At 71.9% G+C, this 26,052-nt stretch carries 21 protein-coding genes; 7 read left to right on the top strand and 14 right to left on the bottom strand.

What is annotated here, in order from left to right:
• The first annotated feature begins 11 nt into the window (after positions 1-11).
• Genes ACZ3I3_RS15575 through ACZ3I3_RS15565 form a run of 3 tightly spaced genes read left to right on the top strand, consistent with a single transcriptional unit; the run spans position 12 to position 4,277 of the window.
• Positions 12-1,565, top strand: coding sequence for a sugar ABC transporter ATP-binding protein (locus tag ACZ3I3_RS15575; RefSeq protein WP_467365330.1), 1,554 nt, complete (start codon positions 12-14; stop codon positions 1,563-1,565).
• Entirely contained in the window at positions 1,562-2,545 is a 984-nt protein-coding gene (locus ACZ3I3_RS15570) for an ABC transporter permease (RefSeq protein ID WP_467365328.1), read from the top strand. The genes ACZ3I3_RS15575 and ACZ3I3_RS15570 overlap by 4 nt, the downstream gene beginning before the upstream one ends.
• Positions 2,546-2,579: 34 nt before the next feature.
• Positions 2,580-4,277 (top strand): amidohydrolase, encoded by a 1,698-nt coding sequence (locus ACZ3I3_RS15565; RefSeq protein ID WP_467365326.1) that lies wholly within the window; start codon positions 2,580-2,582, stop codon positions 4,275-4,277.
• Between the two features lie 32 nt (positions 4,278-4,309).
• Here ACZ3I3_RS15565 and ACZ3I3_RS15560 read toward each other — a convergent pair whose 3' ends face one another.
• Genes ACZ3I3_RS15560 through ACZ3I3_RS15550 form a run of 3 tightly spaced genes read right to left on the bottom strand, consistent with a single transcriptional unit; the run spans position 4,310 to position 6,953 of the window.
• The gene (locus ACZ3I3_RS15560) at positions 4,310-5,191 is read right to left on the bottom strand and encodes a metal ABC transporter permease (RefSeq protein WP_467365324.1); all 882 of its coding nucleotides are present in this window, start codon (positions 5,189-5,191) and stop codon (positions 4,310-4,312) included.
• The gene (locus ACZ3I3_RS15555) at positions 5,188-6,036 is read right to left on the bottom strand and encodes a metal ABC transporter ATP-binding protein (protein ID WP_467365322.1); all 849 of its coding nucleotides are present in this window, start codon (positions 6,034-6,036) and stop codon (positions 5,188-5,190) included. The genes ACZ3I3_RS15560 and ACZ3I3_RS15555 overlap by 4 nt, the downstream gene beginning before the upstream one ends.
• A complete protein-coding gene (locus ACZ3I3_RS15550) occupies positions 6,033-6,953 on the bottom strand; it encodes a metal ABC transporter solute-binding protein, Zn/Mn family (protein WP_467365320.1) in 921 nt (306 codons plus the stop codon). The genes ACZ3I3_RS15555 and ACZ3I3_RS15550 overlap by 4 nt, the downstream gene beginning before the upstream one ends.
• Positions 6,954-7,125: 172 nt before the next feature.
• Between ACZ3I3_RS15550 and ACZ3I3_RS15545 the strand changes: the two genes are divergently transcribed.
• From ACZ3I3_RS15545 to ACZ3I3_RS15535, 3 genes are all read left to right on the top strand, one after another.
• Complete coding sequence (locus ACZ3I3_RS15545) at positions 7,126-7,818, top strand: helix-turn-helix transcriptional regulator (RefSeq protein ID WP_467365318.1); 693 nt, start codon at positions 7,126-7,128, stop codon at positions 7,816-7,818.
• Positions 7,815-8,795, top strand: a complete 981-nt coding sequence (locus ACZ3I3_RS15540) for a pyridoxal-phosphate dependent enzyme (protein ID WP_467365316.1) — start codon at positions 7,815-7,817, stop codon at positions 8,793-8,795. Before ACZ3I3_RS15545 ends, ACZ3I3_RS15540 begins: the two co-directional genes overlap by 4 nt.
• A 61-nt stretch (positions 8,796-8,856) precedes the next feature.
• On the top strand, positions 8,857-9,216 hold the full coding sequence (locus tag ACZ3I3_RS15535; protein ID WP_356925741.1) for a cupin domain-containing protein: 360 nt from the start codon (positions 8,857-8,859) through the stop codon (positions 9,214-9,216).
• Positions 9,217-9,246: 30 nt separating this feature from the next.
• On the opposite strand, the gene ACZ3I3_RS15530 is transcribed toward ACZ3I3_RS15535, so the two are convergent.
• The 6 genes from ACZ3I3_RS15530 to ACZ3I3_RS15505 form a co-directional block, all read right to left on the bottom strand.
• Complete coding sequence (locus ACZ3I3_RS15530) at positions 9,247-10,605, bottom strand: vWA domain-containing protein (RefSeq protein WP_467365313.1); 1,359 nt, start codon at positions 10,603-10,605, stop codon at positions 9,247-9,249.
• Positions 10,602-11,459 (bottom strand): AAA family ATPase, encoded by an 858-nt coding sequence (locus ACZ3I3_RS15525; RefSeq protein WP_467365511.1) that lies wholly within the window; start codon positions 11,457-11,459, stop codon positions 10,602-10,604. Before ACZ3I3_RS15525 ends, ACZ3I3_RS15530 begins: the two co-directional genes overlap by 4 nt.
• Positions 11,460-11,612: 153 nt before the next feature.
• The gene (locus ACZ3I3_RS15520) at positions 11,613-12,899 is read right to left on the bottom strand and encodes an FG-GAP repeat domain-containing protein (RefSeq protein ID WP_467365311.1); all 1,287 of its coding nucleotides are present in this window, start codon (positions 12,897-12,899) and stop codon (positions 11,613-11,615) included.
• A complete protein-coding gene (gene iolE, locus ACZ3I3_RS15515; protein ID WP_467365309.1) occupies positions 12,896-13,816 on the bottom strand; it encodes a myo-inosose-2 dehydratase in 921 nt (306 codons plus the stop codon). Before iolE ends, ACZ3I3_RS15520 begins: the two co-directional genes overlap by 4 nt.
• Before the next feature lie 24 nt (positions 13,817-13,840).
• Positions 13,841-15,508 (bottom strand): GMC oxidoreductase, encoded by a 1,668-nt coding sequence (locus ACZ3I3_RS15510; protein ID WP_467365307.1) that lies wholly within the window; start codon positions 15,506-15,508, stop codon positions 13,841-13,843.
• Positions 15,509-15,729: 221 nt separating this feature from the next.
• Positions 15,730-18,456 carry a glycosyl hydrolase family 65 domain-containing protein gene (locus ACZ3I3_RS15505; RefSeq protein WP_467365306.1) on the bottom strand — a complete coding sequence of 909 codons (2,727 nt, stop codon included), beginning with the start codon at positions 18,454-18,456 and terminating at the stop codon, positions 15,730-15,732.
• Between the two features lie 274 nt (positions 18,457-18,730).
• On the opposite strand from ACZ3I3_RS15505, the gene ACZ3I3_RS15500 reads away from it, so the two are divergent.
• Complete coding sequence (locus tag ACZ3I3_RS15500; RefSeq protein WP_467365304.1) at positions 18,731-19,525, top strand: SDR family NAD(P)-dependent oxidoreductase; 795 nt, start codon at positions 18,731-18,733, stop codon at positions 19,523-19,525.
• A gap of 1 nt (position 19,526) precedes the next feature.
• On the opposite strand, the gene ACZ3I3_RS15495 is transcribed toward ACZ3I3_RS15500, so the two are convergent.
• From ACZ3I3_RS15495 to ACZ3I3_RS15475, 5 genes are all read right to left on the bottom strand, one after another.
• Positions 19,527-20,174 carry a LutC/YkgG family protein gene (locus tag ACZ3I3_RS15495; protein WP_467365302.1) on the bottom strand — a complete coding sequence of 216 codons (648 nt, stop codon included), beginning with the start codon at positions 20,172-20,174 and terminating at the stop codon, positions 19,527-19,529.
• On the bottom strand, positions 20,171-21,649 hold the full coding sequence (locus tag ACZ3I3_RS15490) for a LutB/LldF family L-lactate oxidation iron-sulfur protein (protein WP_467365300.1): 1,479 nt from the start codon (positions 21,647-21,649) through the stop codon (positions 20,171-20,173). The genes ACZ3I3_RS15495 and ACZ3I3_RS15490 overlap by 4 nt, the downstream gene beginning before the upstream one ends.
• Positions 21,646-22,401, bottom strand: a complete 756-nt coding sequence (locus ACZ3I3_RS15485; RefSeq protein ID WP_193507635.1) for a (Fe-S)-binding protein — start codon at positions 22,399-22,401, stop codon at positions 21,646-21,648. The genes ACZ3I3_RS15490 and ACZ3I3_RS15485 overlap by 4 nt, the downstream gene beginning before the upstream one ends.
• A 71-nt stretch (positions 22,402-22,472) precedes the next feature.
• Positions 22,473-23,921 (bottom strand): rhamnulokinase, encoded by a 1,449-nt coding sequence (locus ACZ3I3_RS15480; RefSeq protein WP_467365297.1) that lies wholly within the window; start codon positions 23,919-23,921, stop codon positions 22,473-22,475.
• Positions 23,918-25,957 carry a bifunctional aldolase/short-chain dehydrogenase gene (locus ACZ3I3_RS15475; RefSeq protein ID WP_467365295.1) on the bottom strand — a complete coding sequence of 680 codons (2,040 nt, stop codon included), beginning with the start codon at positions 25,955-25,957 and terminating at the stop codon, positions 23,918-23,920. Before ACZ3I3_RS15475 ends, ACZ3I3_RS15480 begins: the two co-directional genes overlap by 4 nt.
• Positions 25,958-26,052: the final 95 nt, after the last annotated feature.

Raw genomic sequence — 26,052 nt, 5'->3', positions numbered from 1 at the left:
GGCCCGCCGCCATGACGACCACGAACCTCCGCATCAGCGGCCTGACCAAGTCCTTCGGCGGCGTCCGGGCCCTCGACGGCGTGGACCTCACCGTGCCCGCCGGGCAGGTGCACGCCCTGCTCGGCCACAACGGCGCCGGCAAGTCCACCCTCATCAAGTGCCTCGGCGGCGCCTATCCGCCCGACGCCGGCACGATCGAGGTGGGCGGCGCGTCGTACACCCGTCTCACCCCGCGCGAGTCGATCGCGGCCGGCGTGGCGATCATCTTCCAGACGCTGAGCGTGGTCGACGCTCTGACCGTGGCGGAGAACATCTTCCTCGGCCAGGAGTGGACCCGGTACGGCCGCGTCGACCGGCGCGCGCAGGAGGAGGTCGCCGCCGGGCTGCTTCAGCGGGTCGCGGCCCGGTGCTCTCCGCGCGACCGGGTCGGCGATCTGCCCATGGCCCAGCGACAGTTGGTGGAGATCGCCAAGGCCCTCAGCCGCAGCGCCGCCGTCCTCGTCCTCGACGAGCCGACCGCGGCTCTGTCGGGCGCGGAGACCGACGCCCTGACCGAACGCCTCGAGGATCTCCGCGCGCAGGGCCTCGCCATCGTCTACGTCACGCACCTGCTGTCGGAGGTGGAGCGGCTCGCGGACGCGGTGACGGTACTGCGCGACGGCCGGGTGACACACCAGGCCACGGTGGCGGGACAGACGCGGCGCGACCTGGTCGAGGCGATCGCGGGCAGGCCGACGGAGGCCGAGCGGGGGCCTCGGCGCGCTGCGGATGTGGCAGCGCCGGAGCCGCAGCGCACACCGTCCGCGCCCCGGCTGGTCGTCGAAGCCCTGCGCGGCCCCGGCTTCGGGCCCGTCGGTCTCACCGTCGCGGAGGGCGAACGCGTCGGTCTGTTCGGGCTCATCGGCTCCGGCCGCACCCGCATCCTGGAGACGCTCTACGGCCGGCGCCGGGCCACCGCCGGAACCATCCGCGTCGGCGCACGCACCGTCAGCCCCGCCCGGCCCGCCGACGCGCTCGGCGCCGGCATCGCGCTGGTACCGGCGGACCGGCGCGCACAGGGCATGTTCCCGTCACTGTCCGCGCAGGACAACACGCTGCTGCCGGCCGTCAGGGCCCTGGCCCGGTGCCACGTACGGGCATTGCGCACCGAACGACGGGTGTTCGACGAACTGGCCACGGCGATCGGGCTGCGCCCGGCCCGGCCCGGACTGCCGGCGAGCGCGTTCTCCGGAGGCAACCAGCAGAAGCTCGTCCTGGGCCGGTGGATCAACGAGGCGCGGCACGTGGACGTGCTGCTGCTGGACGAGCCGACCCAGGGAGTCGACGTGGGGGCCCGTCAGGAGATCTACCGGGTGGTGTCCGGGCTCGCCGCCGAGCGTGGCACCGCAGTGCTGTTCGCCTCCAGCGACCCGGAGGAGGTCGTGGCGCTGGCCGACCGCTGCCTGATCGTCGCCCGGGGACGGATCGTCGGCGAACTCTCCGGCGCCGGACTCACCGAACAGGCCCTGCTCTCGGCGGTCCACGACGCCGACCCCGATCCCCTGCCCGCAGAAGGAGCAGCATGACCACCGCCGACCGCGTCCTCACCCGCCCGCGTCTGCTCGCCACGGGCGGGCTTGCCACCGTACGCCGCAACCCGCTCCTTCTCGTCCTCGTCGCGATGGTGCTGGTCTTCCAGTTGACCACGGACAGCTTCCTCGACCCGGCCAACCTCGGCGGCATCGCCACCGACGCCGCCACCCTGGCCATCGTCGCCGTCCCGCTGGCCCTGCTCGTCATCAGCGGATACCTCGACCTGTCGGTCGGCTCCACGCTCGCCCTCGGCGGTCTTGTCGCGGGCTGGCTGGCCGGGCAGCACCACCAGTCGCCCGCCGTGGCCCTGCTCGGGGCGCTCGCGGCCGGCGCGGTGGTCGGCGCCGTGAACGGTGTCCTGTGCTGCTACTTCGGCCTGTCCGCGTTCATCGTGACCCTCGGCATGCTGACCGCCGTACGCGGTCTGGCGCAGCAGTTGTTCCCGCTGCCGCTGAGTGGCTTCGGTTCCGGGTTCGCCTGGATCGGCGGGGCGCGGATCGCCGGGATCGCGGCGCCGGTCGTCATCGCCGCGATGGTGCTGGCGGCGGGTGCGCTCTTCCTCGCGGTCACGCCGGCCGGACGGCACGTCTTCGCCATCGGCGTCAACCGGGAGGCCGCCCACCTCTCCGGCATCCCGGTGCGCCGCACCCCCTTCGCGCTGTTCGTCGTCACCGGCGTGGCCGCCGCGCTGGCCGGCGCCGTCAAGGCGTCGGTCCTGGACAGCGTGGTGGCCGGGACCTCGGGAGCCGGTTTCGAGCTGGCCGTCCTCACCGCCGTGCTGGTCGGCGGAGTGGCCCTCACCGGCGGCTCCGGCTCGATCCTCGGCGTCCTGCTCGGCGTGCTGTTCCTCGGCGGCCTGCAGAACGGCCTGACCCTGCTGGACGTGCCGACGTTCTGGCAGCAGATGGCCCAGGGCGTCGCGCTGGTGGCCGGCGCGGCCCTGGCGTACTTCGGACCCCGCACGGGGCGCTGATCCCCCTCCCCCCCGAGAAAAGAAAGAGGTCACCGTGAGCGACACCGCTCCCACCCTCGTCCTGACCGGCGGCCAGGTCCTTACCGTCGACCCCGGCTTCACCGTCGCCGAAGGCGTCGCCGTACGCGGCCGGGACATCCTGGCCGTCGGCAGCGACGCGGAGATGCGCGCCCTGGCCGGGCCCGGCACCCGGATCGTCGAACTGGGCGGCCGGACCGTGCTGCCCGGCATCAACGACTCGCATCTGCACGGGGCCGCCTACGGGATGACGAAACCGCCGTTCGCCATCGACGTCGGCCATCCGGCGGTGGGATCCCTCGCCGACATCGCCGCGGCCGTGGCCCGGGCGGCACGGGACGTCCCGGACGGGGCGTGGATCGTCGGCCTGGGCTGGGATCCCGGCTACCTCGCCGAGTGCCTGGCCGACCCGGGCCGCTTCCCGCACCGCCGGGACCTGGACGCGGTGGCGCCGGGCCACCCGGTCTGCCTGACCGACTTCTCCTCGCACATGGTGTGGGCCAACTCCGAGGCGCTGCGCCGCTGCGGCATCGACGCGGACACCACACCCCCGCCCGGTGGCGTCATCGACCACGACCCCGACGGCCGGCCGACCGGCATCCTGCGCGAGGCCGCCGGGCGGCTCGTCCAGACCGCCCTGCCCGCTCCCACGCCCGCCCAGCGTCGCCAGGCCATCCAGAACGTGATCCGCGAACTGCACACCCGCGGCATCACCAGCTACACCGAGCCCGGCCTCGGCCCCGGCGGCTCCGGCACCCTCTTCGGCGGCCTGAGCACCGACAACTGGACCGCGTACGCGGACCTCGCGGCGAGCGGCGAACTCCGGGCGCGCGTCAGCGTCCTGCTGCTGCCCGCCCCCATGGGCGGCTCCGCCGCCGACGTCCGCGAGGGGCTGGCCGAGCTGCGCCGCCCCGAGTCCGCCGACCCCCGGCTGCTGCGGGCCATCGGCGTCAAGATCTTCGGCGACGGCGTGCCGCCCAACCGCACGGCGTGGATGAACGAGCCCTACCCGGAGGGCGGTCACGGCGCCTTGTGCGTCCACGGTGACACCCCCGCACTCCAGGCCGACGAACTGCGCGAGATGATCCGGGTCGCCCACGAGGCCGGTTTCCAGCTCGGTGTGCACGTCACCGGGGACCGGGCCATCGACACGGTGGTGGACGCCTTCGTCGCCGCGAACAGGGCCGCGCCCCGTCCCGACGCCCGGCACTACGTCATCCACGGCGACTTCATCAGCCCCGGCAGTCTGGTGAAGCTCGCCGCGCACGGCTACGGCGTCAACATGAACCCCGCCATCAAGTGGACCATCTCCGACCTGATGGACGAGGTCGTGGGCCCCGAACGCTCCGCCTACCAGTGGCCGGTGCGCTCCGCGCTCGACACCGGAGTACGGGTCTGCGCCAGCTCCGACGCGCCGATCACCGAACCCGACTGGCGACAGGGCGTGGCCTCGATGATGCTCCGCGAGTCCAAGGCCAGCGGCCGCGCCAGCGGCCCCGAACAGTGTGTGCCGCTCGCCGACGCCCTGCGCGCCTACACGGCCACCCCGGCCTGGCAGGACTTCGCCGACGACTGGAAGGGCACCGTCGAGCCGGGCAGGGCCGCAGACCTGTGCGTCCTGGACCGACCACTGCTGGGCCTCGACCCGCACGACATCACCAAGGTCCAAGTGGACCTCACCGTGTTCGACGGGCGAGTGGTCTTCGAACGCTGAGCCGACTCTGGCACAGAGGAGCGATCACCGCGTCACGTCGCTCCCACCGGCGTCCCCCGCGATCCCCACCGCCGCGTCCGGTACGTCCCGGCCACCCGGCACCCCGCGTAGATGCCGAACGAGATCGTCGTGACGTAGGGGCTGATGGGAATGCTGCTGCCCAGTGCGAGCAGGATGCCGCCCTCGATCGAGGCGACGGCGAACAGCACGCTCAGCACGGGCAGCAGCACCGGTGACGCGGTGACCCGGGCGGCGGCCGCGGCCGGGGTGACGACCAGCGTGAGCACCAGCAGCGCCCCGACGACCTGCACCGACAGGGCGACCGCGAGGCCGAGTACCAGCATGAAAGCGAAGGACAGCGTGCGCACCGGCACCCCGCGTGCCTCCGCGACGTCCGGGTCGGTGCTGGCGAAGGTGAGCGGCCGCCACATGACCGCCAGGGCGATCAGCACCAGCACGGACGTGCCGAGCAGCCACGACATCTGCGGGGTGTCCACGGCGACGATCTGACCGGTGAGCAGCCCGAACTTGTTGGCCGCCCGGCCCTTGTAGAGGGCGAGGAAGAGCACCCCGAGCCCCAGCCCGAACGGCATGATGATGCCGATCACCGAGTTGCGGTCCCGGGCCCGTGTCCCCAGCACCCCGATGGCCCCGGCCGCGAGGAGCGAACCGGCGATCGAGCCGGCCACGATGTTCGCGCCCAGCAGCAGCGCGGCCGACGCTCCCGCGAAGGACAGCTCGCTGATGCCGTGCACCGCGAACGGCAGGTCCCGCATCAGGACGAAGACGCCGGCCAGCCCGCCCACGAGCCCCAGTGCCACGCCCGCGATGAGCGAGTTGCGGACCAGGCCCAGGAGTTCGCCGTAGTCCGTGAAGTCGAAGATCTGCTGCCAGACCCCGTCGGCGAGCGTCATGCGCGCACTCCGTCCGTGTCGTGAACCGGCCCGGCGTGGTGCGGCGGCGCGGCCGGCTCGTCGGGGACCCCGGCGACGACGACCCGCCCCCGCACGCGCACCACGTCGACCTGCGTGCCGTAGAGCCGGGACAGCGACTCGGAGGTCAGCACCTCGTCCGGCGTGCCGACGCGGTGGCCGCCGGGGGCCAGGTACAGCACCCGGTCGACCATGCCCAGCACCGGGTTGATCTCGTGCGTCACGAAGACCACCGCCGTGCCGTGGGCGCGGCGCCGGGCGTCGATCAGCCCGGTGACGGCCCGCTGGTGGTGCAGGTCGAGCGACAGCAGCGGCTCGTCGCACAGCAGGATGCGCGGGTCGGTCGCCAGGGCCTGGCCGATGCGCACGCGTTGCCGTTCGCCGCCGGACAGCATCCCGAGCGGGACGTCGGCGTAGGCCGCGGCCCCCACCGACTCCAGGATCTCGTCCACCCGGCGGCGGACCGGACCGGTGCGCAGGCGCGGCCCGAAGCGGTGCCCGTCGATGCCGAACCGTACGAGGTCCCGGGCGCGCAGCATGGCCTGCGCGGACAGCGCCGCCTGCTGCGGGACGTAGCCGATGTGCCGGGCGGCGTCGCGAGCGGGCCGGCCGAGGACGGTCAGCGTTCCGGCGGACAGCGGCCGACGGCCCAGCAGCGCCCGCACGAAACTGGTCTTGCCCGCTCCGTTCGGCCCCAGCACGGCCAGGAACTCCCCGGGCCGTACGTCGAGGTCGAGGCCGCTCCACACCGTGCGGTCGCCGTAGGACAGGGCCGCACCGCGCAGACTGACGACGGGGGTGCCGTCCTGCCCGGACACGGGGGTCACTTGGCCAGCGCGCTCGCGAGCGCGTCTACGTTGCCGGTCATCCAGCCGAGGTAGTCCTTGCCCGTCGGCAGGGTCTCGGTCACGGGCACGACGGGGATGCCGGCCGCCTTGGCCGCGGCCTCGGACTTCTCGGTCTGCGGGCCGGAGGTCTGCTCGTTGTAGACGAGCACCTCGACCTTCCCGCCACTGAACAGCGCCAGGCTCTCCTGGAGGACCCGCGGGGAGACGTCGTCGCCTTCCTCGATCGCCTCGCTGAACGCCGCCGGCGTCTTGTCGACCAGCCCGCTGGCCTCGGTCATGTACAGCGGCACGGGCTCGGTGATGGCCACGCCCTCGCCGCCGTGCTCCTTCTTGATCTGCGCTTCCTTGGCCTCCAGCGGGGCGAGTTTCGCCTTGAAAGCGGTGGCGTTCTTCGCGAAGGCGGCCGCGTCGGCGGGGTCGGCCTTGGCGAGGGCCGCGGATATGCGGTCGGCGACGCGGGCGACGGTGGGGAAGTCGTACCAGACGTGCTCGTTCAGCTCGCCGCCCTTCGGCGCGGTCCTGCCGGACACCCGCACGGCGTTGATCACCTGGGCGGAGTCGTTGTGGCCGCTCTTGAGCATGCGGTCGACGAAGTCGTCGTAGCCGCCGCCGTTCTCGACGACGACCTTCGCCTTGGACAGGGCCAGCTGGTTCTGGGTGTCGGCCTCGTAGGAGTGGGGGTCCTGGTCGGGGTCGCTGATGACCGACGTGACGTCGACCTTGTCGGCGCCGACGCTGCGGACGATGTCGCCGTAGACGTTCGTGGAGGCGACCACGGGCACTTTGGCCGAGGCGCTCTTGGCGTCGGCGGAGTCCGACGAGCTGCCGCAGCCCGCGAGAAGGGCCAGTGACGCGCTGGTCAGCAGCGCCAGGCGGCGGGACGTGGACAGGGGCATGGCTCCTCCAGGACGGATGTGCAGAGGGGGTGCCGGGGTGTTCGGCAGGCGCCACGCTAGGTGGAAATGAATGTCAAGAGCGGCTTCTGGCCGAAGTCATGTGAAAACCATTGCCGATTGTTGGGGAATGTCTGGACTGGTGGTCCAGTGGTTGGATCTGTAGTCTAGATTCATGCGAGAGACCCTGACCGCGGAACGGGACGCGATCCTCGACGCGCTGAAACCTGTCGTCGACGGGATCGCCGCGACCTTCGGACCGCTCTGCGAAGTGGTGCTGCACGACTACCGGAACCCGGAGAAGTCGGTCGTCGCCGTGGCCGGATCCGTGACCGGGCGGACGGTGGGCGGCGCGATGAGCGAGATCGGCATGCGCGTCCTGTCCCACGGGGACGAGGCGGCCGACGAACTGAACTACGTCACCCGCACCCGCGGCGGGACGCTGGTGAAGTCCTCCACGATGGTCCTGCGGGACTCCACGGGAGCCGTCTTCGGCGCGCTCTGCGTCAACGTGGACATCAGCGCCGTCAGCCAGGTCCACGACCTGCTCGGCGCCCTCGCCGGGGTCGGCGCGGCCCCCGCGGAGCTGCCGACCACCACCTTCGGCAACGACATCGACTCCGTCGTCGATGCCCTCGTCGACGCTCACCAGTCGAAACAGCGGGGCAGCTGGGCGGAGCTCGACCGCGCCGAGCGCCTTGAGCTGTTCGGCGGGCTCGACACGCGCGGAGTCTTCGCCGTGCGCGGCGCGGTCGAGCAGGTCGCCGCCCGGCTCGGCATCTCCCGCGCCTCCGCCTACAACTACCTCTCCCAGGCCCGGGCCGCCCGCGGTGCGGCGTCCGGCACATCCGCTGGAGGATCCGCGTGACGACCACCACCCCACCGGTCACCCTCGACGACGTGCGGGACGCCGCCGCCCGGCTCCGGGGCGTCGCCCACCGCACGCCCGTCCTGCGCTCCCGCACCCTCGACGCACTCGCCGGCGCCGAGATCCACCTCAAGTGCGAGAACTTCCAGCGCGTCGGCGCCTTCAAGTTCCGCGGCGCCTACAACGCCGCCTCCCGCCTCAGCCCCGACCAGCTGTCCCGGGGCATCGCCGCCTACTCCTCCGGCAACCACGCCCAGGCCGTCGCCCTGGCCGCCCGCGAGCTCGGCACCACCGCCGTGATCGTCATGCCGGAGGACGCCCCGCCGTCGAAGCGGGCGGCCACCGCCGGCTACGGCGCCGAGATCGTCACCTACGACCGCTACACCGGCGACCGCGTCGCCATCGCCGAGGCCCTGGCCGCCGAGCGGGGTCTCGCCGTCATCCCGCCGTACGAGCATCCGCACATCATGGCCGGACAGGGCACGGCCGCACTGGAACTCCTCGAAGAAGTGGGGGAATTGGGGGCGATACTGACACCGGTCGGCGGCGGAGGGCTGATGGCCGGCAGTGCCACGGTGGCCAAGGGCCTGCACCCGGACATCCGCATGATCGGCGTCGAACCGGAGGCCGGGGACGACACCAAGCGCTCGCTGGAGGCGGGCCGGCGCATCAGCATCCCGGTGCCGCACACCATCGCCGACGGCCAGGCCCTGCACACCCCCGGGGAGCTGACTTTCTCCGTCAACCGGCGGCTCGTCGACGACGTCGTCCTGGTCACCGACGACGAGATCCGGGACGCGATGCGGTTCGCCTTCGAACGCCTGAAGATCGTCATCGAGCCGAGCGGCGCCACCCCGCTGGCCGCCCTGCTCATCGGCCGCGCGGGCCCTCTCCCGCGCCGTGTCGGCGTCATCCTCTCCGGCGGCAACATCGACGCCGAGCGCTTCGCCCGGCTCTGCGGCACCGGCACCCGCTGAATGGCGCGGCCCGCTCCACGGGCGGACGATGGAAGCACAGCCTTCACGGAGGAGGAGCGTCATGCTTGAGGTGAAGACGATCGACAAGCCGGACGAGCGGCGCGACTACCCCCGAGGCCATCTGGAAGCCGTCCACATGACGGGTCTGGACTTCGCCGTGGCCACGTTCGAACCGGGCTGGCGCTGGTCCGAGTCCGTGGCTCCGATCGCCGGGACCGACAGCTGCCAGATCCACCACAACGGCTACGTCGTATCGGGCCGTATGCGCATCCGCATGAACGACGGAGCGGAAGGCGAAGTGGGACCCGGCGACGTGTTCGTCTGCCCGCCCGGCCACGACGCCTGGGTCGTCGGCGACGAGCAGTGCGTGGTCTACGACTTCGCGGGCAGCATGGCCAAGGAGTACGCCAAGAAGGACTAGCCGCACCGTGCTTCGTACGGGGCCGCCTGATCACACCGGCAGCAGCCGTCCCACCAGGGTGCTCAACTGCCGGACGGTGCGGCACTCGTGCATCTCGACCAGCTCGGCGTAGGCCGGCGCGGCGGAATCGCCCGTGCCCCAGCGCGAGCGCTGCTCGGGGTTCAGCCAGTAGACGCGGCGGGCCCGTTCGGCGATCTGCCGTACGGCCGGCAGGTTCGGGTCGCTCATGTTCGTGCGGGCGTCACCGAGGACGAACACGGTCGTGCGCGGGCCGACCGCGTCGCCGTAGCGCTCCGCGAACTCGCCCAGTGCCATGCCGTAGTCGCTGCTGCCGTGCCAGCCCGTGAGCGTGGCCTCCGCCTGGATACGGGCGCTGAGCCCCTCCGGGTCCGCGGTGCCGTGTCGCAGGAGTCCGGTCACCTCGTCGATCCGGTTGACGAAGGCGAACACCCGCACCTTGCTGAACTGGTCGTGCAGCGCCTGCACCAGCAGCATCGTGAAGTCGGAGAAGCCCGACACCGACCCCGACACATCGCACAGCAGCACCAGTTCGGGGCGGACGGGACGCCGCCTGCGCAGCACCGGCTTCACCGGCACACCGCCCGTCGACAGCGAACCGCGCAGAGTCCGCCGCAGGTCGATCGCGCCCCGGGAGGCACGGCGGCGGCGGGCCGCGAGCCGGGTCGCGAGCTTGCGGGCGAGCGGCTGAACCGTCCGGCGCAGCTCGGCCAGCCGCGCCCTTCCGGCGAACAGGAACTCGACCTGGTCGGCGGTCGGGGCCACCGCCCGCCGGGCGATCTCGTCCCGGCCGCGCCGCTCGGCGACCCGGCGCCGCGCCTCCGCCGCCACCAGCGCGCGGAAGCTCTCGATGCGCCGCCGGATCTCGTCCTCCAGCAGCCGGTCCGTGAACCCCTCGCTCCCGCCCCGGCCGCGCACGTCGTCGCGGACCCGGGCGAGCAGCGTCTGCGGACGCAGCCGTTCCAGCGTCTGGTACGACGACCAGCCGTCCGACTCCGGCGCGGAACCGTACCCGCCGAAACCGTCGACGGCCTCGACCGCCAGCCGGGACAGCAGCGCCCGGTCGTCGGCGGCGAGTGCGGCCGCCAGCCGGTCGCGCAGATCGTCCCGGCCCGCGGCCTTCTCCTGCGGGCCGCCGACACCGCGCGGGAAGTACAGGTCGAAGACCGGGTCGAACACCTGCCGCCCACCGGTGCCGTGCAGCAGAGTCGCCGCGAGCCCTTCCCGCAGCAGCTCCCGGTCCGCGAGGCCGAGCGCCTCGACCGCCCGCGCCGCGTCGACCGTCTCGCCGGTGCCGATCCGCAGGCCGTGCGCGCGCAGCGCCCCGACCAGGGAGGTCAGTCGCTCCGCGACGCCCGCCGGCACGGTCACAGGGCGTCCAGGTCGAGCTTGGCGCTCGCCTTGAGCACGTCGTCCTGGTGCTTGAGGAGCACACCGAGCGTGGCCCGCACCACCGTCTCGTCCAGGGTGTCCGCGCCGAGGGCGAGCAGCGTGCGCGCCCAGTCGATGGTCTCGGCGACCGACGGCACCTTGCGCAGGTCCATCGCCCGCAGCGCGCCCACGACCCGGACGACCGAGCGGGCCAGCGCCTCGTCGAGCCCCGGCACCTTCAGCCGTACGATGCGGCGCTCCAACTCCTCCTCGGGGAAGCCGATGTGGAGGAAGAGACAGCGGCGGCGCAGCGCCTCGGACAGCTCCCGGCTCGCGTTGGACGTGAGGACGACGAAGGGGCGGCGCGTCGCGGTGATGGTGCCCAGCTCCGGCACGGTCACCTGGAAGTCGCTGAGCACCTCCAGGAGCAGGCCCTCCACCTCGACGTCCGCCTTGTCGGTCTCGTCGATCAGCAGCACCTTCGGGTCGTCACCCCGGATGGCGGTCAGCAGCGGCCGCGTGAGCAGGAACTCCTCGCTGAAGATGTCCGTGCGCGTCTCGTCCCACGTCTCGTCGCGGCCGGCGCTGATGCGCAGGAGCTGCTTGGCGTGGTTCCACTCGTACAGCGCGCGGGACTCGTCGACCCCCTCGTAGCACTGCAGACGCACCAGGCGCGCCCCCGCCACCTCGGCCACGGCCTTGGCGAGCTCCGTCTTGCCGACGCCCGCCGGGCCCTCCACCAGCAGCGGCTTGCCGAGGCGGTCGGCGAGGAAGACGGTCGTGGCGACGGCGGGCGAGGCGAGATAGCCGGTCTCGGCCAGACGCGCGGAGACGTCGTCGACGGATGTGAACAACGGGGCCTCCAGCTCGGCGGCAGCGGTCAGGGCGGACTGGGTGTCCAAGCGCTTGCTCACCGATGATGTCACGAGGGCCCCGCGTGCAGAACCCGTATCGCGGGGTGTGCTGGGCGACACCCCGCGATACGGGACCGTACCGGCCGTGCGAGGTCAGCCGTCGCCGCCCGGCGGCGGGGTGACCGCGGAGGGCCAGGCGAAGGCGTTGGTGTAGAGGCGCACCTTCGGGTCCTTGGCACGGTAGTAGCCGACGGTGTCGTAGGCGGTGATGGCGAAGTCCAGCCTGCCGTCACCGTTGAAGTCCGCGACGGCGATCCTGGCCGTGGACTGGGTGCTCACCTGCTCTTCGAGGAGCGTGTTCCCCTGCGCGTCGAGCTTGAGGTACCAGACACCCTGCGCCGGCGCGGGCCCCCGCATGCCGATCAGGAACTCGTCGTCCCCGTCGTTGTCGAAGTCCGCGACGACCACATGGTGCCCGGCTGCGTCCAGCTTCGGCTCGGGGTGGGCGAACACCTTCAGCACGTTGCGCCGCCACGGTTCGGCGAACGGCGAGGCCGTGCTGTCGGGCCGTACGTAGGCCGCGACGGTGTTCCCGTGGAACGGCTCCAGTGTGACGATCACCGCGCAGGACCGGCCGCCGATCCGCCCGACCGCGAGGTTCCCGCTGCCCTGGAAGTACCGGCCCAGCTCCGGCGACTTCTGCGGCGGCACACCCGTACCGAGGGTGACGTGCTGCCAGGGGCCGTTCGCTCCGGGGCCGGGGCCCAGCCAGCTGATTCCCTCGCCGCCGGCCAGCAGGAACGACTCCCGGTCCGGTCGCGGGGTGCCGGGGAAGCGGGCCGCCACCACGCCGTGCACCACGGTGAAGTGCGAGGTGTCCACGGCCCGGCCCGTCCAGCCCTCGGCGCTCAGCACGTCGTCGGGCAGGTCGTACACCATGATGTGCACGGGCGAGCGGACGCCGGCTTCGCCGCCCTGCGGCCCGACCACCGGGAACGCGGCGAGCTGGAGACGCCGGTCGGTGGTGAAGTGGCCGAGCCGCACCCGGTGGGTGGAGACCAGGTCGGCGACGTGTCGGCGCTGCCACGGCCCGTCGGGACGGCCCGTGCCCGGGTTCTGGAGCCAGGAGATCTTGCCGTCCTGGGGGCCGCAGTCGAACATGCAGTTGCCGTAGTCGTGGCTGAGGACCAGGTCCGGCAGGCCGTCGCCGGTGAGGTCGGCCGCGTCCAGGGCGACCGGCTTGTGGCCGCCGAAGTCCCCGATGGTCCGCTTGGTCCAGGACGGGTTCTGGTACCAGACGACCTGGCCCTGGCTGAGCCCGGAGGCGACCAGGTCGGGACGTCCGTCGCCGTCGATGTCGACGGCCTGGAGGAAGTAGCCGTCACGGGGGTCGGCGTCGATGACCGACTCGGTGAACTTCGGGGTGGCGTACGTGCTCACAGCCCCAGCCCCCTCAGGTACTCACGGGCCAGCTTGGCGTAGTACAGGGGCGGGCGCGGCCCGTGCGGGTCCTGCTCCGCCTCGACGACCAGCCAGCCCTTGTACTGCTTGGACTCCAGGGCGGTGAGGACGGCCGGGAAGGGAACCCCGCCGGACCGGTCGCCCGGCACCGTGAAGATCCCGGCCCGGACGAACTCCTCGAAGCCGGCCGAGGCCAGTTGGGGCCGGTCGCGCACGGCCTTGCGGATGTTCTTCAGGTGTACGTGCCGGATCCGGCTCGCGTGCGCCTCGACCACCGCCACCGGGTCGCCGCCGGCCCAGTAGAGATGGCCGGTGTCCAGCAGCAGATGGACGTACTCGGGGTTGGTGCGCTGCATCAGCGTGTCCACCTCGCCCTGGGTCTGCACCCCGGTGCCCATGTGCGGGTGGTAGACCAGCTGGAAGTCGCGCTCCCGGGCGAGCTTGCCGGCCTCGTCGAGGCCTTCGGCCAGCGCCTTCCAGTGGTCCTCGGTGAACACGGGCTTGGAGGCGCTGAGGCTGATGGGCATCAGGTGGATGGAGTTGCCGAACTCGGCCACGCCGATGCTCCTGGTCTTCACCGGCCCCTTGATCGCGTCGAGGAAGTCCATCCGCTCCTCGAAGGCGGCGATCGTCCGCCGGTGCATGCCGGGCACCGTGAAGAAGGTGCTCACCCAGGGCTCGGTGACGCTGAGCCCGCGCAGGCCGAGGGCCTCGTTCAGCGCGTTCACGTCGGTCGGGAACTTGTGGCCGATGCTGCACCCCTCGAAGCCCGCTAACGCGATCTCGCTGACGCACTGTTCGAAGGTGAGGTCGTCGCCCAGCAGCGGGAAGTCGTCGTTGGTCCAGCCGGTCGGGGTGATGCCGATGTGGGTGTCGGGCAGCCTGATCTGGGTCATGGTCGTCGTCCCTCCGTGACGTGTTCAGGCGCTGGGCAGGATGCGCTTGATCTGCTCGACCGACTGGAGTGCCATGGCACAACTGGTCAGCGTCGGGTTGGCGGCGTTGCCGAACGGGTGCAGGCCGTTGCCGCCGAGGAAGAGGTTCTTGACGCCCCACACCTGCGAGTTGGGGTCGACGACACTGGTCTTGCGGACCTTGCCCATCCGCGTGGTGCCGGCGATGTGCAGCGGCAGGCCCGGGGTGAGGAACTGGGGCTCGGAACCGGGCATGAATCCGCCGAGCTGGGCGGCGACCCGCATCATGTGGTCCATCATCCGGCCGCAGTCGGCCCGTTCCTCCCGGGTGAGCTGGAAGTGGAACGTCGGCTGGGGCATGCCGAAGGTGTCCTTGATGTGGCTGCTGAAGGTGATGCGGTTGCTGCGGCGCGGCCGGGACATCCCGAACCACCGCAGGTCGACGATGAGCCGGCTGTCGATGTTGGGCGGCACCTCGCCGTAGCTGAAGGCGTCGCGGTGGATCTGACAGTGCCAGGGCTGCCCCGGGACGGCCGGGATCCACAGGTTGGGTTCGAGCTCACCCTTGGGGAACGGCACGGGGTCCGCGCCCGGGGTCTTCTCCTCCTGCTTCTGCTTCTGCTTCTCGATGTACTCCTTCACCCGCTGCTGCGCGTCGGGGTACTTGCCCAGCAGGCTGACGACGTCGTCGATGAGCGACTGCTTGAGCACCGTCTGGCAGAACGCCATCGGCTGCTCGGTCATGTACCGGCCGAGCGACTCGGACTGCAGGCCCGAGGCGAACAGCAACTGCGGGGTGAGCACCGGGTTGCAGGCGACGACGAACACCTCGGCGTTGATCGTCACCTTCTCGTCGAGGTCGCGCAGGTTGCGGACCTTCACGCCCGTCACGCGCTGGTCGCCGCCACCTGCGTCGGAGAACTCCAGCCTGGTGCACTGGTGCTCGGCCAGCAGCCGGAAGGAGCCCCTGGTCGGCGTGTGGCGCGGGTTGGCGAGGTCGCCCAGGACGGTGTCCGCGGCGCTCCAGTGCACGGCGTCGGACTTCGCCTGGTCAGGGCGGGGGCGCACGGCGAGCGGCAGTTCCCGCACGTTGGTGAACTGGGCCCGGTGCAGCACCTCCCGGACGAGGAGATGGCGGGCCGAGGCGGCGAACACCGTCTCCGACTTGTGCAGGAGCGCGGCGGCCTCCTTGTAGAGCTTGTCCATCACGGGAGCGTCGATGGGGTAGCCCTCGCCGTTGTACGTGCGCTCCAGCGTGGCGTGGAACTCCGGGACGGCGCAGGTCCAGTGGGTCGCCATGCCGCCGACGGCGTACGTGGACGCGCACGCGGCGAGGTTGTCGCGCTTCTTCTGCTCCGGGTTCTGGTTGTTGAGGACGAATCCCGGCCACTCCTCGGGGTTGTACGAGAAGGAGGACGGGTCGAGAGTGACCACGGGGGAGTCGTCCGAGGCGATGGACATCGGATGCAGATGACCGCGGATCACGGACGCGAAAAGATCCACGTTCTTCTGGTACAGAAAGCTGTTCTTGAGGTGCTCTCCGTAATTCCCGGAGAGTTGCGCACCGGCGTCGATCATCAGGACGTGGTGTCCCGCTTCCACGAGTTTCCGCGCGAATGTGGCGCCGACCGGGCCACTTCCGACGATGAGTACATCGACGTCGTACTTGCTCATGTGCGGCCTCCCTTTCGGGGAATGGGGTCCTTCCCATTGAGGAGCCGGTCGGAAATTCCGTAAATAGCGGGCTGCCAGGTTCCCCTGAAGGGGGTATTCCTGTGATGAACCGACAAATATTCCGCCTGTTCCGGAAAAGGGAATGGCTGTGAACCCCGACTCGAAAAGCCGGGGTTCGCAGTCATGTGTTGTCCCAGGGGATTACCGGGAATTACTGGGAATTACCGCCCCTCGGTGATCCTCAATTCCTTGATTCCCGGGCGCTTTCCCTTGTCGCTCGGGTCCGCCGCGCGCACCTCCGCCCGGACGAAGCGGGCGGTGACACCGGGCGTCACCTCGCTCCAGCGCTCGCCGTCGGCGGAGGCGAGCAGCCGGTGCGAGCCCGGACGGACGTCCGACCACTCCACCGCCGCCTCCGAGACCCGCGCCGCGCGCCCGAGGTCCACGGTCAGCCGTGCTTCGGCCGCCTTGGGCGACCAGATCGTCGTCCGGTCCCCGTCCACCGCCGCGTACGCGTACAGGCCGGGCTGCTCCGACGTGGCCTCGGCCGGGCGGCAGCGGGCCACGTTCTGCGTCGGCACCCGGTCGGGGCGACGGGTCTTGAGGACCGCCGGCGCCGCGGAGCTGACGATCTGCGAGCCCTGCGGGGTCTCCAGCTCGAACGGCTCCCCCTGGACCAGCCGCACCGTCGTCTCCTCGGCGCCGATGGCAACCTCGTACGTCCTGCCGTGCGCCCGCAGCCCCTTGAGCGTGACACCCTGCGACAGCTGCGGCGGGAGCACCGGGTCCAGACGCACCTTGCCCGCGCGGGTGCGCAGCCCGGTCAGCCCGTGCGTGAAGACCTGCACGAAGCCGCCCTTCCCGGTCAGGAAGTCCTCGGCGGGGAACCCCGCGTGCGGGTCGCCGGCCCCGGCCGCACGCTCCCCGCGCGCCTCGGAGAACAGCGCGAACGGCCCCCGTACGAACGGCCGGATCGACCGCATCAGATAAGTGTGCGTGACACAGCCGGGCTTGCCGATCGCCGCCGCGTCCACCGCGTGCACGGAGTCCGTCATGGCAGGGCCGTCCGGATCGGAGCGTGCGGCGTAGTAATCGAGCGTGCTGGCCGCCGCCTCGTCCGGCATGGGCCACTCCAGCGGATACATCAGCAGCACGGTGTCCGCCTGCTTGATGGGCGCCCCGTCGTAGCCGTCGTACTGCCGGAAGACCTTGGTCTCCTTGTCGTACGGGATGCGCAGCCCGTCGGCGACAGCCGTCCAGGCGGCCGGGGCCCGCTCGTCGAGGACGCCGGCCGCCTTGGCGGCGTTGTGCAGCGTGGTCGCGGCGCCGGCGTTCGTGAAGACCGCGTCGTTCTTGTAGTTGCTGTACTCGTCGGGCCCGGAGACGTTCCTGATCGAGTAGCTGCCGTCGCCGTTGCGGGTCACCCGGCTCTCCCAGAACTCGGCGATGCCCTTGAGCAGCGGCCAGCCCCGCTGTCGCAGCCACTCCTCGTCACCGGTCTGCTGGTAGAACTGCCAGGCAGCGAGGGCGATGTCGGACTGGAGGTGGATCTGGGTGCGGCAGTGATCCGGCTCCACGCTGTGGCACTCGGAGGTCAGATCGCCCCGGTCGGCGCTCGTCCAGGGGAAGAACAGACCGCGACGGCCGAGCGCGGCGGCGTTGCGCCGGGCGGCCGGCATGGTCCGGTGGCGGTACTCCAGGACCGGCCGGGCGAGTTCGGGCCGGAAGGCCAGCAGGCCCGGGAACATCCACGTCTCCGCGTCCCAGAACTTCAGGCCCGCGTAGTCGTCACTGGTCAGACCGGCCGGCGCGATGCTGTCGGGCGAACCGGCCCGCGTGTTGGCCAGCAGCCCGTAGAGGCTGGAGCGCAGCCAGCGTTGCAACTCCGGCTGCCCGCCCACCTCGATGTCACCGCTCCACAACTGGTCCCACTCGGCGGCGTGCCGCCCGAACAGCCGCTCCCAGCCACGGTCCGCGGCCCGCAGCGACTCGTCGGCGGCGTGCCGCGCGGGCTCGGCGGAGGTCAGCTCGGTGTCGACGCCGACGAACTTGGTGAACGCGTAACTGCGCCCGGCCCGCACGGGCACCGTCGCCGACTGGCGCGCGGTCAGTCCCTCGCCGCCCCGGGTCCAGCCGCGCACCGGCACACCCTCGTCCGGGCGCAGCGTCGACACGACCGCCCCGCCGACACCGGTGCCGTCGGTGCGGAACGCCACGGCGATCCGGTCCTCCACCGACCCGCCAGGCCCGTCGGCGGTGGCGGAGACCCGCCGCGCCCCACGGCCGTCGAGCACGTCGGTGACGCTCGCGCTGCCGCCCCACCGCGGGGTCACGCGGAGCCGTACGGCCCCGACGTGACGGTACTTGCGGTCGGCGACGACGTCGTAGACCAAGTCGGTGGCCCGGCCCTCGCCGGTGGTCCACGTCAGGGACGTGCGCACCAGGCCGCAGCGCAGGAAGACGGTCTGCCGGTAGCCGGAGATCCGGCCGGCGGGCGTCGAGGGGCCGAAGGTCTCGTCCCCGACGGTGACGGTCAGCCCCGACCACGTGGGGAGGGCGGCGATGACATGCCGGTCGTCGGCGGTCTGTTTGTTGTGCGCGTAGAGGCCCGACACGAACGCCCCGTCGTAGCGGGGCGTCTTGAGGGGCCAGCCGGTGTCCCGCTCCGACACGGAGTAGCCGGACCCGGCGGGCGGCAGGCTCTGCCCGAGGTAGCCGTTGGCCACATAGGCGTGGTGGTCGTTGGCCGGATCCGTGGACGTGAGTGCCCAGTCGGCCGGCGCGGAGTGCCCCTCGTCGGGGCAGAGTCTCGCGGCGCGTTCCGCCGGGGGAGCGGCCCCGGTGAGCGACGCGGTGGTGAGGAGGGTGCCGAGGAGGAGAGGGACGGTCAGCCGGGTGCGACGTGACCGGCGTAAGGGCGGTACGGGCCGCCTTCGCGCGTGCAGCATGAGGGGTCTCCGCGTGATCGGTGAGAGGCCGGCGCGCCAGGACACAGACAGAAGGGACGCCGATGCGGACGTCGCTACCCAGCGCGCAGGTTCCGTAACCCTGAGTAGTAGATACAGCTCCAGTGCGCCCCCAGGTGCTCCGGCGCCGTCGCTCGCGCACCCGAGCCCCCGGCGCGTACCGGCCTCCCGGCGCACCTCCTTCGGTATGACTTGGGGGGATGCCCGGGCACCGGCCGCGGGTACTCGATCACTCCAGCACGGAAAGGGTTGAGGCATGCAGATCGATCTGAAGGGCCGCACCGCTCTGGTGACCGGTTCCACGCAGGGCATCGGCGCCGCGATCGCCGCGGGCCTGGGCCGGGCAGGGGCCAGGGTGGGCGTCAACGGCCGCTCGCCCCAGCGGGTGCAGGAGGCCGTGGACCGGATGCAGGGCGAGGCCCCCGGCGCCGACCTGGTGCCCGTGGCCGCCGACGTCACCACCGACGAGGGCGCCCGGCAGGCGCTGGACGCGCTGGGCCAGGTGGACATCCTCGTCAACAACCTCGGCGTCTTCGAGTCCGCCGACCCGCTGGAGATCAGCGACGAGGAGTGGCGGCGCTACTTCGAGGTGAACGTCCTGTCCGCCGTGCGCCTCACCCGCCTCGTCCTGCCCGGCATGACCGAGCGAGGCTGGGGGCGCGTCCAGTACATCGCCAGCGACTCGGCGGTCGTCATCCCCGCCGAGATGATCCACTACGGCATGTCGAAGACCGCCCTGCTGGCGGTGAGCCGGGGCTTCGCCAAGCAGGCGGCCGGCACCGGCGTCACGGTGAACTCCGTCATCGCCGGCCCGACCCACACCGGCGGTGTCGAGGACTTCGTCTACCAGCTCGTCGACCGCGACCTGCCCTGGGACGAGGCCCAGCGCGCCTTCATGCGGCAGCACCGGCCGCAGTCCCTCCTCCAGCGGCTGATCGAGCCGGAGGAGATCGCCAACATGGTCGTCTACCTCGCTTCCGACCAGGCCTCGGCGACCACGGGCGGCGCCCTGCGCGTCGACGGCGGCTACGTCGACTCGATCCTGCCCTGAGTCAGGCGTCCCCCACCAGGATCACCTCCAGCGTGCGCGGCCCGTGCACCCCCTCGACCCGGTCCAGCTCGATGTCACTGGTCGCCGACGGCCCGGAGATCCACGTCAACGGACGTGCCGGGTCGAGGCGTTCCAGACCCTGCGGCACGGACGACACGACCTGGCCGGGGACGCGCACCACACAGACGTGGTGGTCGGGGACGAGAGTGATCCGGCGCCGCCCCTGGTCGGGTGAGCCGTCCAGCACGATCGTCCCGGTCTCCGCGATCGCGACCGCACAGGCCGTTACCACGCTGTCCACCCGGTCGAGTTCGTGCGGCGTGCTGTCCGCCCGGTCCGCCACCCGCGTCACACCGGTCTGCGAGAGCCACCCCTCGTCCAGCCCGGACGGCACGAGCACCGAAGCCGACCCCCGCTTCTCCAGCAGCCCCGCGATCAGCCCGGCCAGCCCCTCGGTGTCCGTGCGGTGCACGATCGCCCGGTAGTCCGCCAGGTTCTCGGCGAGCAGCTCCACCGTCTCCGAGACGCTCCGGTCCCCGTGCTCCCGCAGATAGTCGCGGGCGACGGCCTGTTCGTACGGCACGTCATCGCGTGGCACGTCCGCCAGGGCGCGCCGCACCCGCCCGAGAATCCGCTCCCTGCTGTTCACCTGTCCCCGTCCTTCCCACCACGAGTCCGCTGCCACCAGTCCCGGAACGGCTCGGCGGGCACCGGCGGCAGATCCCGGGTCCCGCTCCAGGCCCGCCCGGGCCCGGGCAGCGTCCGGGGATGGAAGCGCCGGGTCCGGGAGGCGGCGCGCTGGCCGGTGCGCAGCGCGCCCGGGTGCGTGAAGGCCCAGCGGGCCGCGCGCATCGCCGCCCGCTCGGCGGCATGCCCCTTCGCCGGCCGCAGCACCACCCTGTTGCCCTCGCGGGTGACCTCCCCGCCCTCCACGACCCGTTCCCGCAGATGCACCAGCACCTCGGGGATGTCGATGGCGACCGGGCACACCTCGTAGCACGCGCCGCACAGCGAGGACGCGTACGGCAGCGAGGCGTCGATCTCACTGCCCGTGCCCCGCAGTTGGGGACTGAGGATCGCGCCGATCGGCCCCGGGTACACCGAGCCGTAGGCATGGCCCCCGGCCCGTTCGTACACCGGGCACACGTTGAGGCACGCCGAGCAGCGGATGCAGCGCAGCGCCTGCCGGCCCACCTCGTCGGCCAGGGTGTCGGTGCGGCCGTTGTCCAACAGCACCAGGTGGAAGGTGCTCGGCCCGTCCCCGTCGGTCGTCCCGGTCCACGTCGACGTGTACGGGTTCATGCGCTCCGCCGTCGAGGAGCGGGGGAGGGTCTGGAGGAACACCTCCAGGTCCCGCCACGTCGGCACGATCTTCTCGATGCCGACGACCGAGATCAGCGTCTCGGGCAGCGTCAGGCACATCCGGCCGTTGCCCTCCGACTCCACCACCACCAGCGTGCCCGTCTCGGCGACCATGAAGTTGGCGCCGGAGATGCCGACCTTGGCGCGCAGGAACTTCTCCCGCAGGTGCAGCCGGGCCGCCTCGGCGAGTTCGGCGGGCGTGTCCGTGAGCCCCTCGGGTGCCGGGCGGCCCCACTCGCTCATCTCCCGGGAGAAGATGTCGCGGATCTCGCCGCGGTTGCGGTGGATGGCCGGGACGAGAATGTGCGAGGGGCGGTCCTTGCCCAACTGCACGATCAGCTCGGCGAGATCGGTCTCGTAGGCGCGGATGCCCTCGGCCTCCAGCGCCTCGTTGAGCCCGATCTCCTGCGTGGCCATCGACTTGACCTTGACGACCTCCGACTCGCCCGTCATCTTCACGAGCTGGGTGACGATCTCGTTGGCCTCGGCCGCGTCGGCGGCCCAGTGGACGATGCCGCCGGACGCCGTCACCGCCTCCTCCAACTGCTCGAGGTAGCGGTCGAGGTGACGCAGCGTGTGGTCCTTGATCCGCTTGCCCGCCTCGCGCAGCTCGGCCCAGTCGGACACCTCCGTGACGGCCTTGGCCCGCTTGGCGCGGATGGTGTGCGTGGCGTGCCGCAGGTTGCCGCGCAGGGTCTTGTTGCCCACGGCCTCCCGCGCGGCATCCGGAAACGCCGGCATCCCGACGAACGTCCCGCTCATACGGCCGGTTCCTCCTCCGTGCTCGCCAGGATCTCCGCGATGTGCACCGGCCGCATGCCGGTCCGCAGCCGGGTCATCGTCCCTCCGATGTGCATCAGGCAGGAGTTGTCGGCCGCGCACAGCACCTCGGCGCCCGTCGACTCGGCGTTGCGCACCTTGTCGGCGCCCATGGCCGCCGAGACGTCGGCGTTCTTCACGGCGAAGGTGCCGCCGAACCCGCAGCACTCGTCGGCCCCCGGCAGCTCGGCCAGCTCCAGCCCCTTCACGGCCTGGAGCAGCCGCCGCGGCCGGTCGCCGAGCCCGAGTCCCCGCAGTCCGTGACAGGTCGGGTGGTACGTCACCTTGTGCGGGTAGTACGCCCCGACGTCCGTCACGCCCAGCACGTCCACGAGGAACTCGGTGAGCTCGTACGTCTTCGGCACCACCGGCGCCAGCGTGGCCGCGAGGGTGTCCCCGCGCCCCTCGGCCCGGGCCCGCTCGCCCATCCGCGGATACAGCTCCCGGACCATCGCCCCGCACGACCCGGACGGCGTCACGATCGCCTCGTACTCGCCGAAGACATCGGAGAAGTGCCGGGCGAGCGGTTCGGCCTCGTGACGGTATCCGGTGTTGTAGTGCGCCTGGCCGCAGCAGGTCTGCGCCATCGGGAAGTCGACGTCGACGCCCAGTCTGGTCAGCAGTTTCACCACGGCGCGCCCGGTGTCCGGATACAGCGTGTCGTTGACGCAGGTCAGGAACAGGGCGACACGCATCGCGGCTCCTTGTGGTCGATCATCGGATGAGTTGCAGCGTAGTCCGGGGACGGGGCCCGGGGGAGACCCCGTCAGCCCTCGGCGAGCCGGTCTTGCGCGGCGCGCCACCGCTCGGTCCCGCCGCGCGGCTCGTACCGCGTGAGCGGCTGGGTGCGGACGAGCAGCCGCCGCATCCCCGCCAGGTCACCGGCGAGACCGTGGGCCCGCGCCTGCACGAGCACGTTCCCGAGGGCGGCGGCCTCCGTCGGCCCCGCCACCACCGGCAGCCCGCAGGCGTCGGCGGTCAGCTGGCACAGCAGAGCGTTGCGCGTACCGCCGCCCACCACGTGCACCACGTCCACCGGATGCCCGGCGAGCCGCTGCGCGTCCTGGACGGCCTTGCGGTGGGCGAGGGCGAGGGAGTCGAGGATGCAGCGCGTCACCTCGGCCGGCGACTCGGGCACGGGCTGCCCCGAGACCCGGCACGCCTCGGCGATCCGCTCCGGCATCCGCCCCGGCGCGAGGAACGCCGCGTCGCCCGCGTCCACCACGGACCGCAGTGCCTCCACCTTGGAGGCCTCCAGCAGCAGCGCGCCCAGGTCCGGCTCGCCCCAGGCCCGCACGCACTCCTGGAGCAGCCACAGCCCCATGATGTTGCGCAGGTACCGGACGGTGCCGTCCAGCCCCAGCTCGTTGGTGAAGTTGGCCGCGCGGCTCTCCTCGGTCAGCACCGGCGCGTCCAGCTCAAGTCCGGCCAGGGACCAGGTGCCGGTGCAGATGTACGCGAACCGCTCCTGCCCGGCGGGTACGGCGGCCACCGCCGACGCGGTGTCGTGCGACCCGACCGCCGTCACGGGCACGGGACCGGTCAGCCCGGTCTCCTCCAGCACCGCGTCCCGCAGCACACCCGCCGGATCACCGGGCTGCCGCAGCGGCGCGAACAGGCTCAGGTCGACACCCAGCCGCGAGGCGATGTCATACGCCCAGTCGCGCGTCCGGGGGTCGATCAGCTGGGTCGTCGAGGCGTTGGTGAGCTCGGTGCCCTGCTCACCGGTGAGCCAGTACGTCAGCAGGTCGGGGATGAGCAGCAGCCGCTCGGCGGAGGACAGCTGGGCCGAGGACCGGGCGGCCGTCAGCTGGTACAGGGTGTTGAAGGGCGCGTACTGCAACCCTGTCGCCGCGTACAGCTCCTCCGCCGGGACGGTCGCCCACACCTTCTCCGCGACCCCCTCCGTCCGGGAGTCCCGGTAGTGCACGGGATTGCCGAGCAGCGCCCCGTCCGCGTCGAGCAGCCCGTAGTCCACGGCCCAGCTGTCGATCCCGACGGAGTCGACCTGCCCGGCCGCCTTCAGCCCCTCCAGCACTCCCGCGTACAGACCGAGCACGTCCCAGCGCAGCCCCTCGGGCACGCGCACGGGCCGGTTCGGGAAGCGGTGCGCCTCGGTCAGCTCCAGGCTGTCGGGGCCGACGCGGCCGACCATGACGCGCCCGCTGGACGCGCCGAGGTCGACCGCGGCGTACGACTTCACGGCCGCGCTCACCGCAGGAAGGCGGCCGCGACGCCGGCGTCGACCGGGACGTGCAGCCCGGTGGTGTGGGTCAGGTCGCCGCCGGTGAGGGCGAAGACCGCGTTGGCGACATGCTCGGGCAGCACCTCACGCTTGAGGATGGTCCGCTGGGCGTAGAACTCGCCGAGTTTCTCCTCCTCGACCCCGTACACGGCGGCCCGCTTGGCGCCCCACCCGCCGGCGAAGATCCCGGAGCCGCGCACGACACCGTCGGGGTTGACCCCGTTGACGCGGATGCCGTGCTCGCCCAGCTCGGCGGCGAGCAGCCGCACCTGGTGGGCCTGGTCGGCCTTGGTGGCCGAGTAGGCGATGTTGTTGGGCCCGGCGAACACGGCGTTCTTCGAGGCGATGTAGACGATGTCGCCGCCCAGCTCCTGCGCGATCATCACCCGCGCCGCTTCCCGCGACACCAGGAAGGACCCGCGCGCCATGATGTCGTGCTGGAGGTCCCAGTCCTTGGCCGAGGTCTCCAGCAGCGGCTTGGAGATCGAGATACCGGCGTTGTTGACGACCAGATCGACACCGCCGAACGCCAGCACGGCCGCCCGGAACGCCTCGGCGATCTGCTCCTCGCTCGTCACGTCCACGGTCACGGCGACGGCCTTGTCCGGACCGCCCAGCTCCTCGGCGACCGCGGCCGCGTTCTCCCCGTTCAGATCGGCCACGACGACACAGGCGCCCTCGGCGGCCAGCCGGTGCGCGATCGCCTTGCCGATGCCGCTGCCCGCACCCGTGACCAGCGCGACCCGCGTCGCGAGCGCCTTGGGCTTCGGCATCCGCTGGAGCTTGGCCTCCTCCAGCGCCCAGTACTCGATGCGGAACTTCTCCGACTCCTCGATGGGCGCGTACGTGGACACGGCCTCCGCCCCGCGCATCACATTGATGGCGTTGACGTAGAACTCGCCGGCCACCCGGGCGGTCTGCTTGTCCTTGCCGAAGCTGAACATGCCCACGCCCGGGACCAGCACGATCGCCGGGTCGGCGCCGCGCATGGCGGGGGAGTCCGGCTCGGCGTGCCGCTGGTAGTAGGCGGCGTACTCCTCGCGGTACTCGGCGTGCAGCTCCTTCAGCCGGGCGATGGCCTCGTCGAGCGGAGCGGTGGGCGGCAGGTCGAGGACCAGCGGCCGCACCTTGGTCCGCAGGAAGTGGTCCGGGCAGGAGGTGCCCAGCGCGGCCAGCCGCGGATGCTCGGCGCTCGCGAGGAAGTCGAGAACCACCTCGGAGTCGTTGAAGTGCCCGACCTGGGGCCGGTCCTGGGACGCGAGGGCACGGACGTACGGCGCGAGCGCGGCGGCCCGCTCCCGGCGCTCCCCGGCACCCAGCGCGGCGTACCCCTCGATCACCGGCCCGAAGGGCTCCTCCTTGCCCCGCTCGGCGAGGAACTTCTCCGCGGTCCGGATGATGTGCAGCGAGTTCCGCTCGCACTCCTCGGACGTGTCACCCCAGGCCGTGATCCCGTGCCCGCCCAGAACGCACCCGATGGCCTGCGGGTTGGCCTCCTTCACGGCCGCGATGTCCAGCCCCAGCTGGAACCCGGGCCGCCGCCACGGCACCCACACGACGCTGTCCCCGAAACACTCGGCGGTCAGCTTCTCCCCGTCGGCGGCACAGGCCAGCGCGATACCGGAGTCGGGGTGAAGGTGGTCGACGTGCGCCGCCTCGACCAGCCCGTGCATCGCGGTGTCGATGGAGGGAGCCGCACCGCCCTTCCCGTGCAGGCAGTAGTCGAACGCGGCGACCATCTCGTCCTCGCGCTCGACACCCGGATACACGTCGACGAGCGCCCGCATCCGGTCCAGCCGCAGCACGGCGAGTCCCGCCTCGGTGAGCGTGCCGAGGTCACCGCCGGACCCCTTCACCCACATCAGCTCGACGTCACCACCGGTGACGGGGTCGGTCTCGGTGCCCTTGGCGGAGGCGTTGCCGCCGGCGTAGTTGGTGTTACGGGGATCGGAGCCGAGCCGATGCGACCGAGCGAGCAGGGCGGCAGCTTCGGGATGGGTTGCCATGGATACGTGTTCCTCTCAAGGGACGGTGGGTGACTTACTCAGGGGCGCGGGGAACTGCGCGACCAGCCACACTCGGCCCGCACCCCGCAGACAAC

The organism is Streptomyces sp. NPDC016851, assembly GCF_055562795.1.
The sequence above is the reverse complement of the archived record's forward strand: the minus strand, read 5'-3'. Positions and strand labels throughout refer to the sequence as shown.

Bases quoted from the DNA above. Each gene is read 5' to 3' on its own strand.
- ACZ3I3_RS15575 (WP_467365330.1), top strand. From the start codon at position 12: ATGACGACCACGAACCTCCGCATCAGCGGCCTGACCAAGTCCTTCGGC.
- ACZ3I3_RS15570 (WP_467365328.1), top strand. From the start codon at position 1,562: ATGACCACCGCCGACCGCGTCCTCACCCGCCCGCGTCTGCTCGCCACG.
- ACZ3I3_RS15560 (WP_467365324.1), bottom strand. From the start codon at position 5,191: ATGACGCTCGCCGACGGGGTCTGGCAGCAGATCTTCGACTTCACGGAC.
- ACZ3I3_RS15550 (WP_467365320.1), bottom strand. From the start codon at position 6,953: ATGCCCCTGTCCACGTCCCGCCGCCTGGCGCTGCTGACCAGCGCGTCA.
- ACZ3I3_RS15545 (WP_467365318.1), top strand. From the start codon at position 7,126: ATGCGAGAGACCCTGACCGCGGAACGGGACGCGATCCTCGACGCGCTG.
- ACZ3I3_RS15535 (WP_356925741.1), top strand. From the start codon at position 8,857: ATGCTTGAGGTGAAGACGATCGACAAGCCGGACGAGCGGCGCGACTAC.
- iolE (WP_467365309.1), bottom strand. From the start codon at position 13,816: ATGACCCAGATCAGGCTGCCCGACACCCACATCGGCATCACCCCGACC.
- ACZ3I3_RS15510 (WP_467365307.1), bottom strand. From the start codon at position 15,508: ATGAGCAAGTACGACGTCGATGTACTCATCGTCGGAAGTGGCCCGGTC.
- ACZ3I3_RS15505 (WP_467365306.1), bottom strand. From the start codon at position 18,456: ATGCTGCACGCGCGAAGGCGGCCCGTACCGCCCTTACGCCGGTCACGT.
- ACZ3I3_RS15500 (WP_467365304.1), top strand. From the start codon at position 18,731: ATGCAGATCGATCTGAAGGGCCGCACCGCTCTGGTGACCGGTTCCACG.
- ACZ3I3_RS15490 (WP_467365300.1), bottom strand. From the start codon at position 21,649: ATGAGCGGGACGTTCGTCGGGATGCCGGCGTTTCCGGATGCCGCGCGG.
- ACZ3I3_RS15485 (WP_193507635.1), bottom strand. From the start codon at position 22,401: ATGCGTGTCGCCCTGTTCCTGACCTGCGTCAACGACACGCTGTATCCG.
- ACZ3I3_RS15475 (WP_467365295.1), bottom strand. From the start codon at position 25,957: ATGGCAACCCATCCCGAAGCTGCCGCCCTGCTCGCTCGGTCGCATCGG.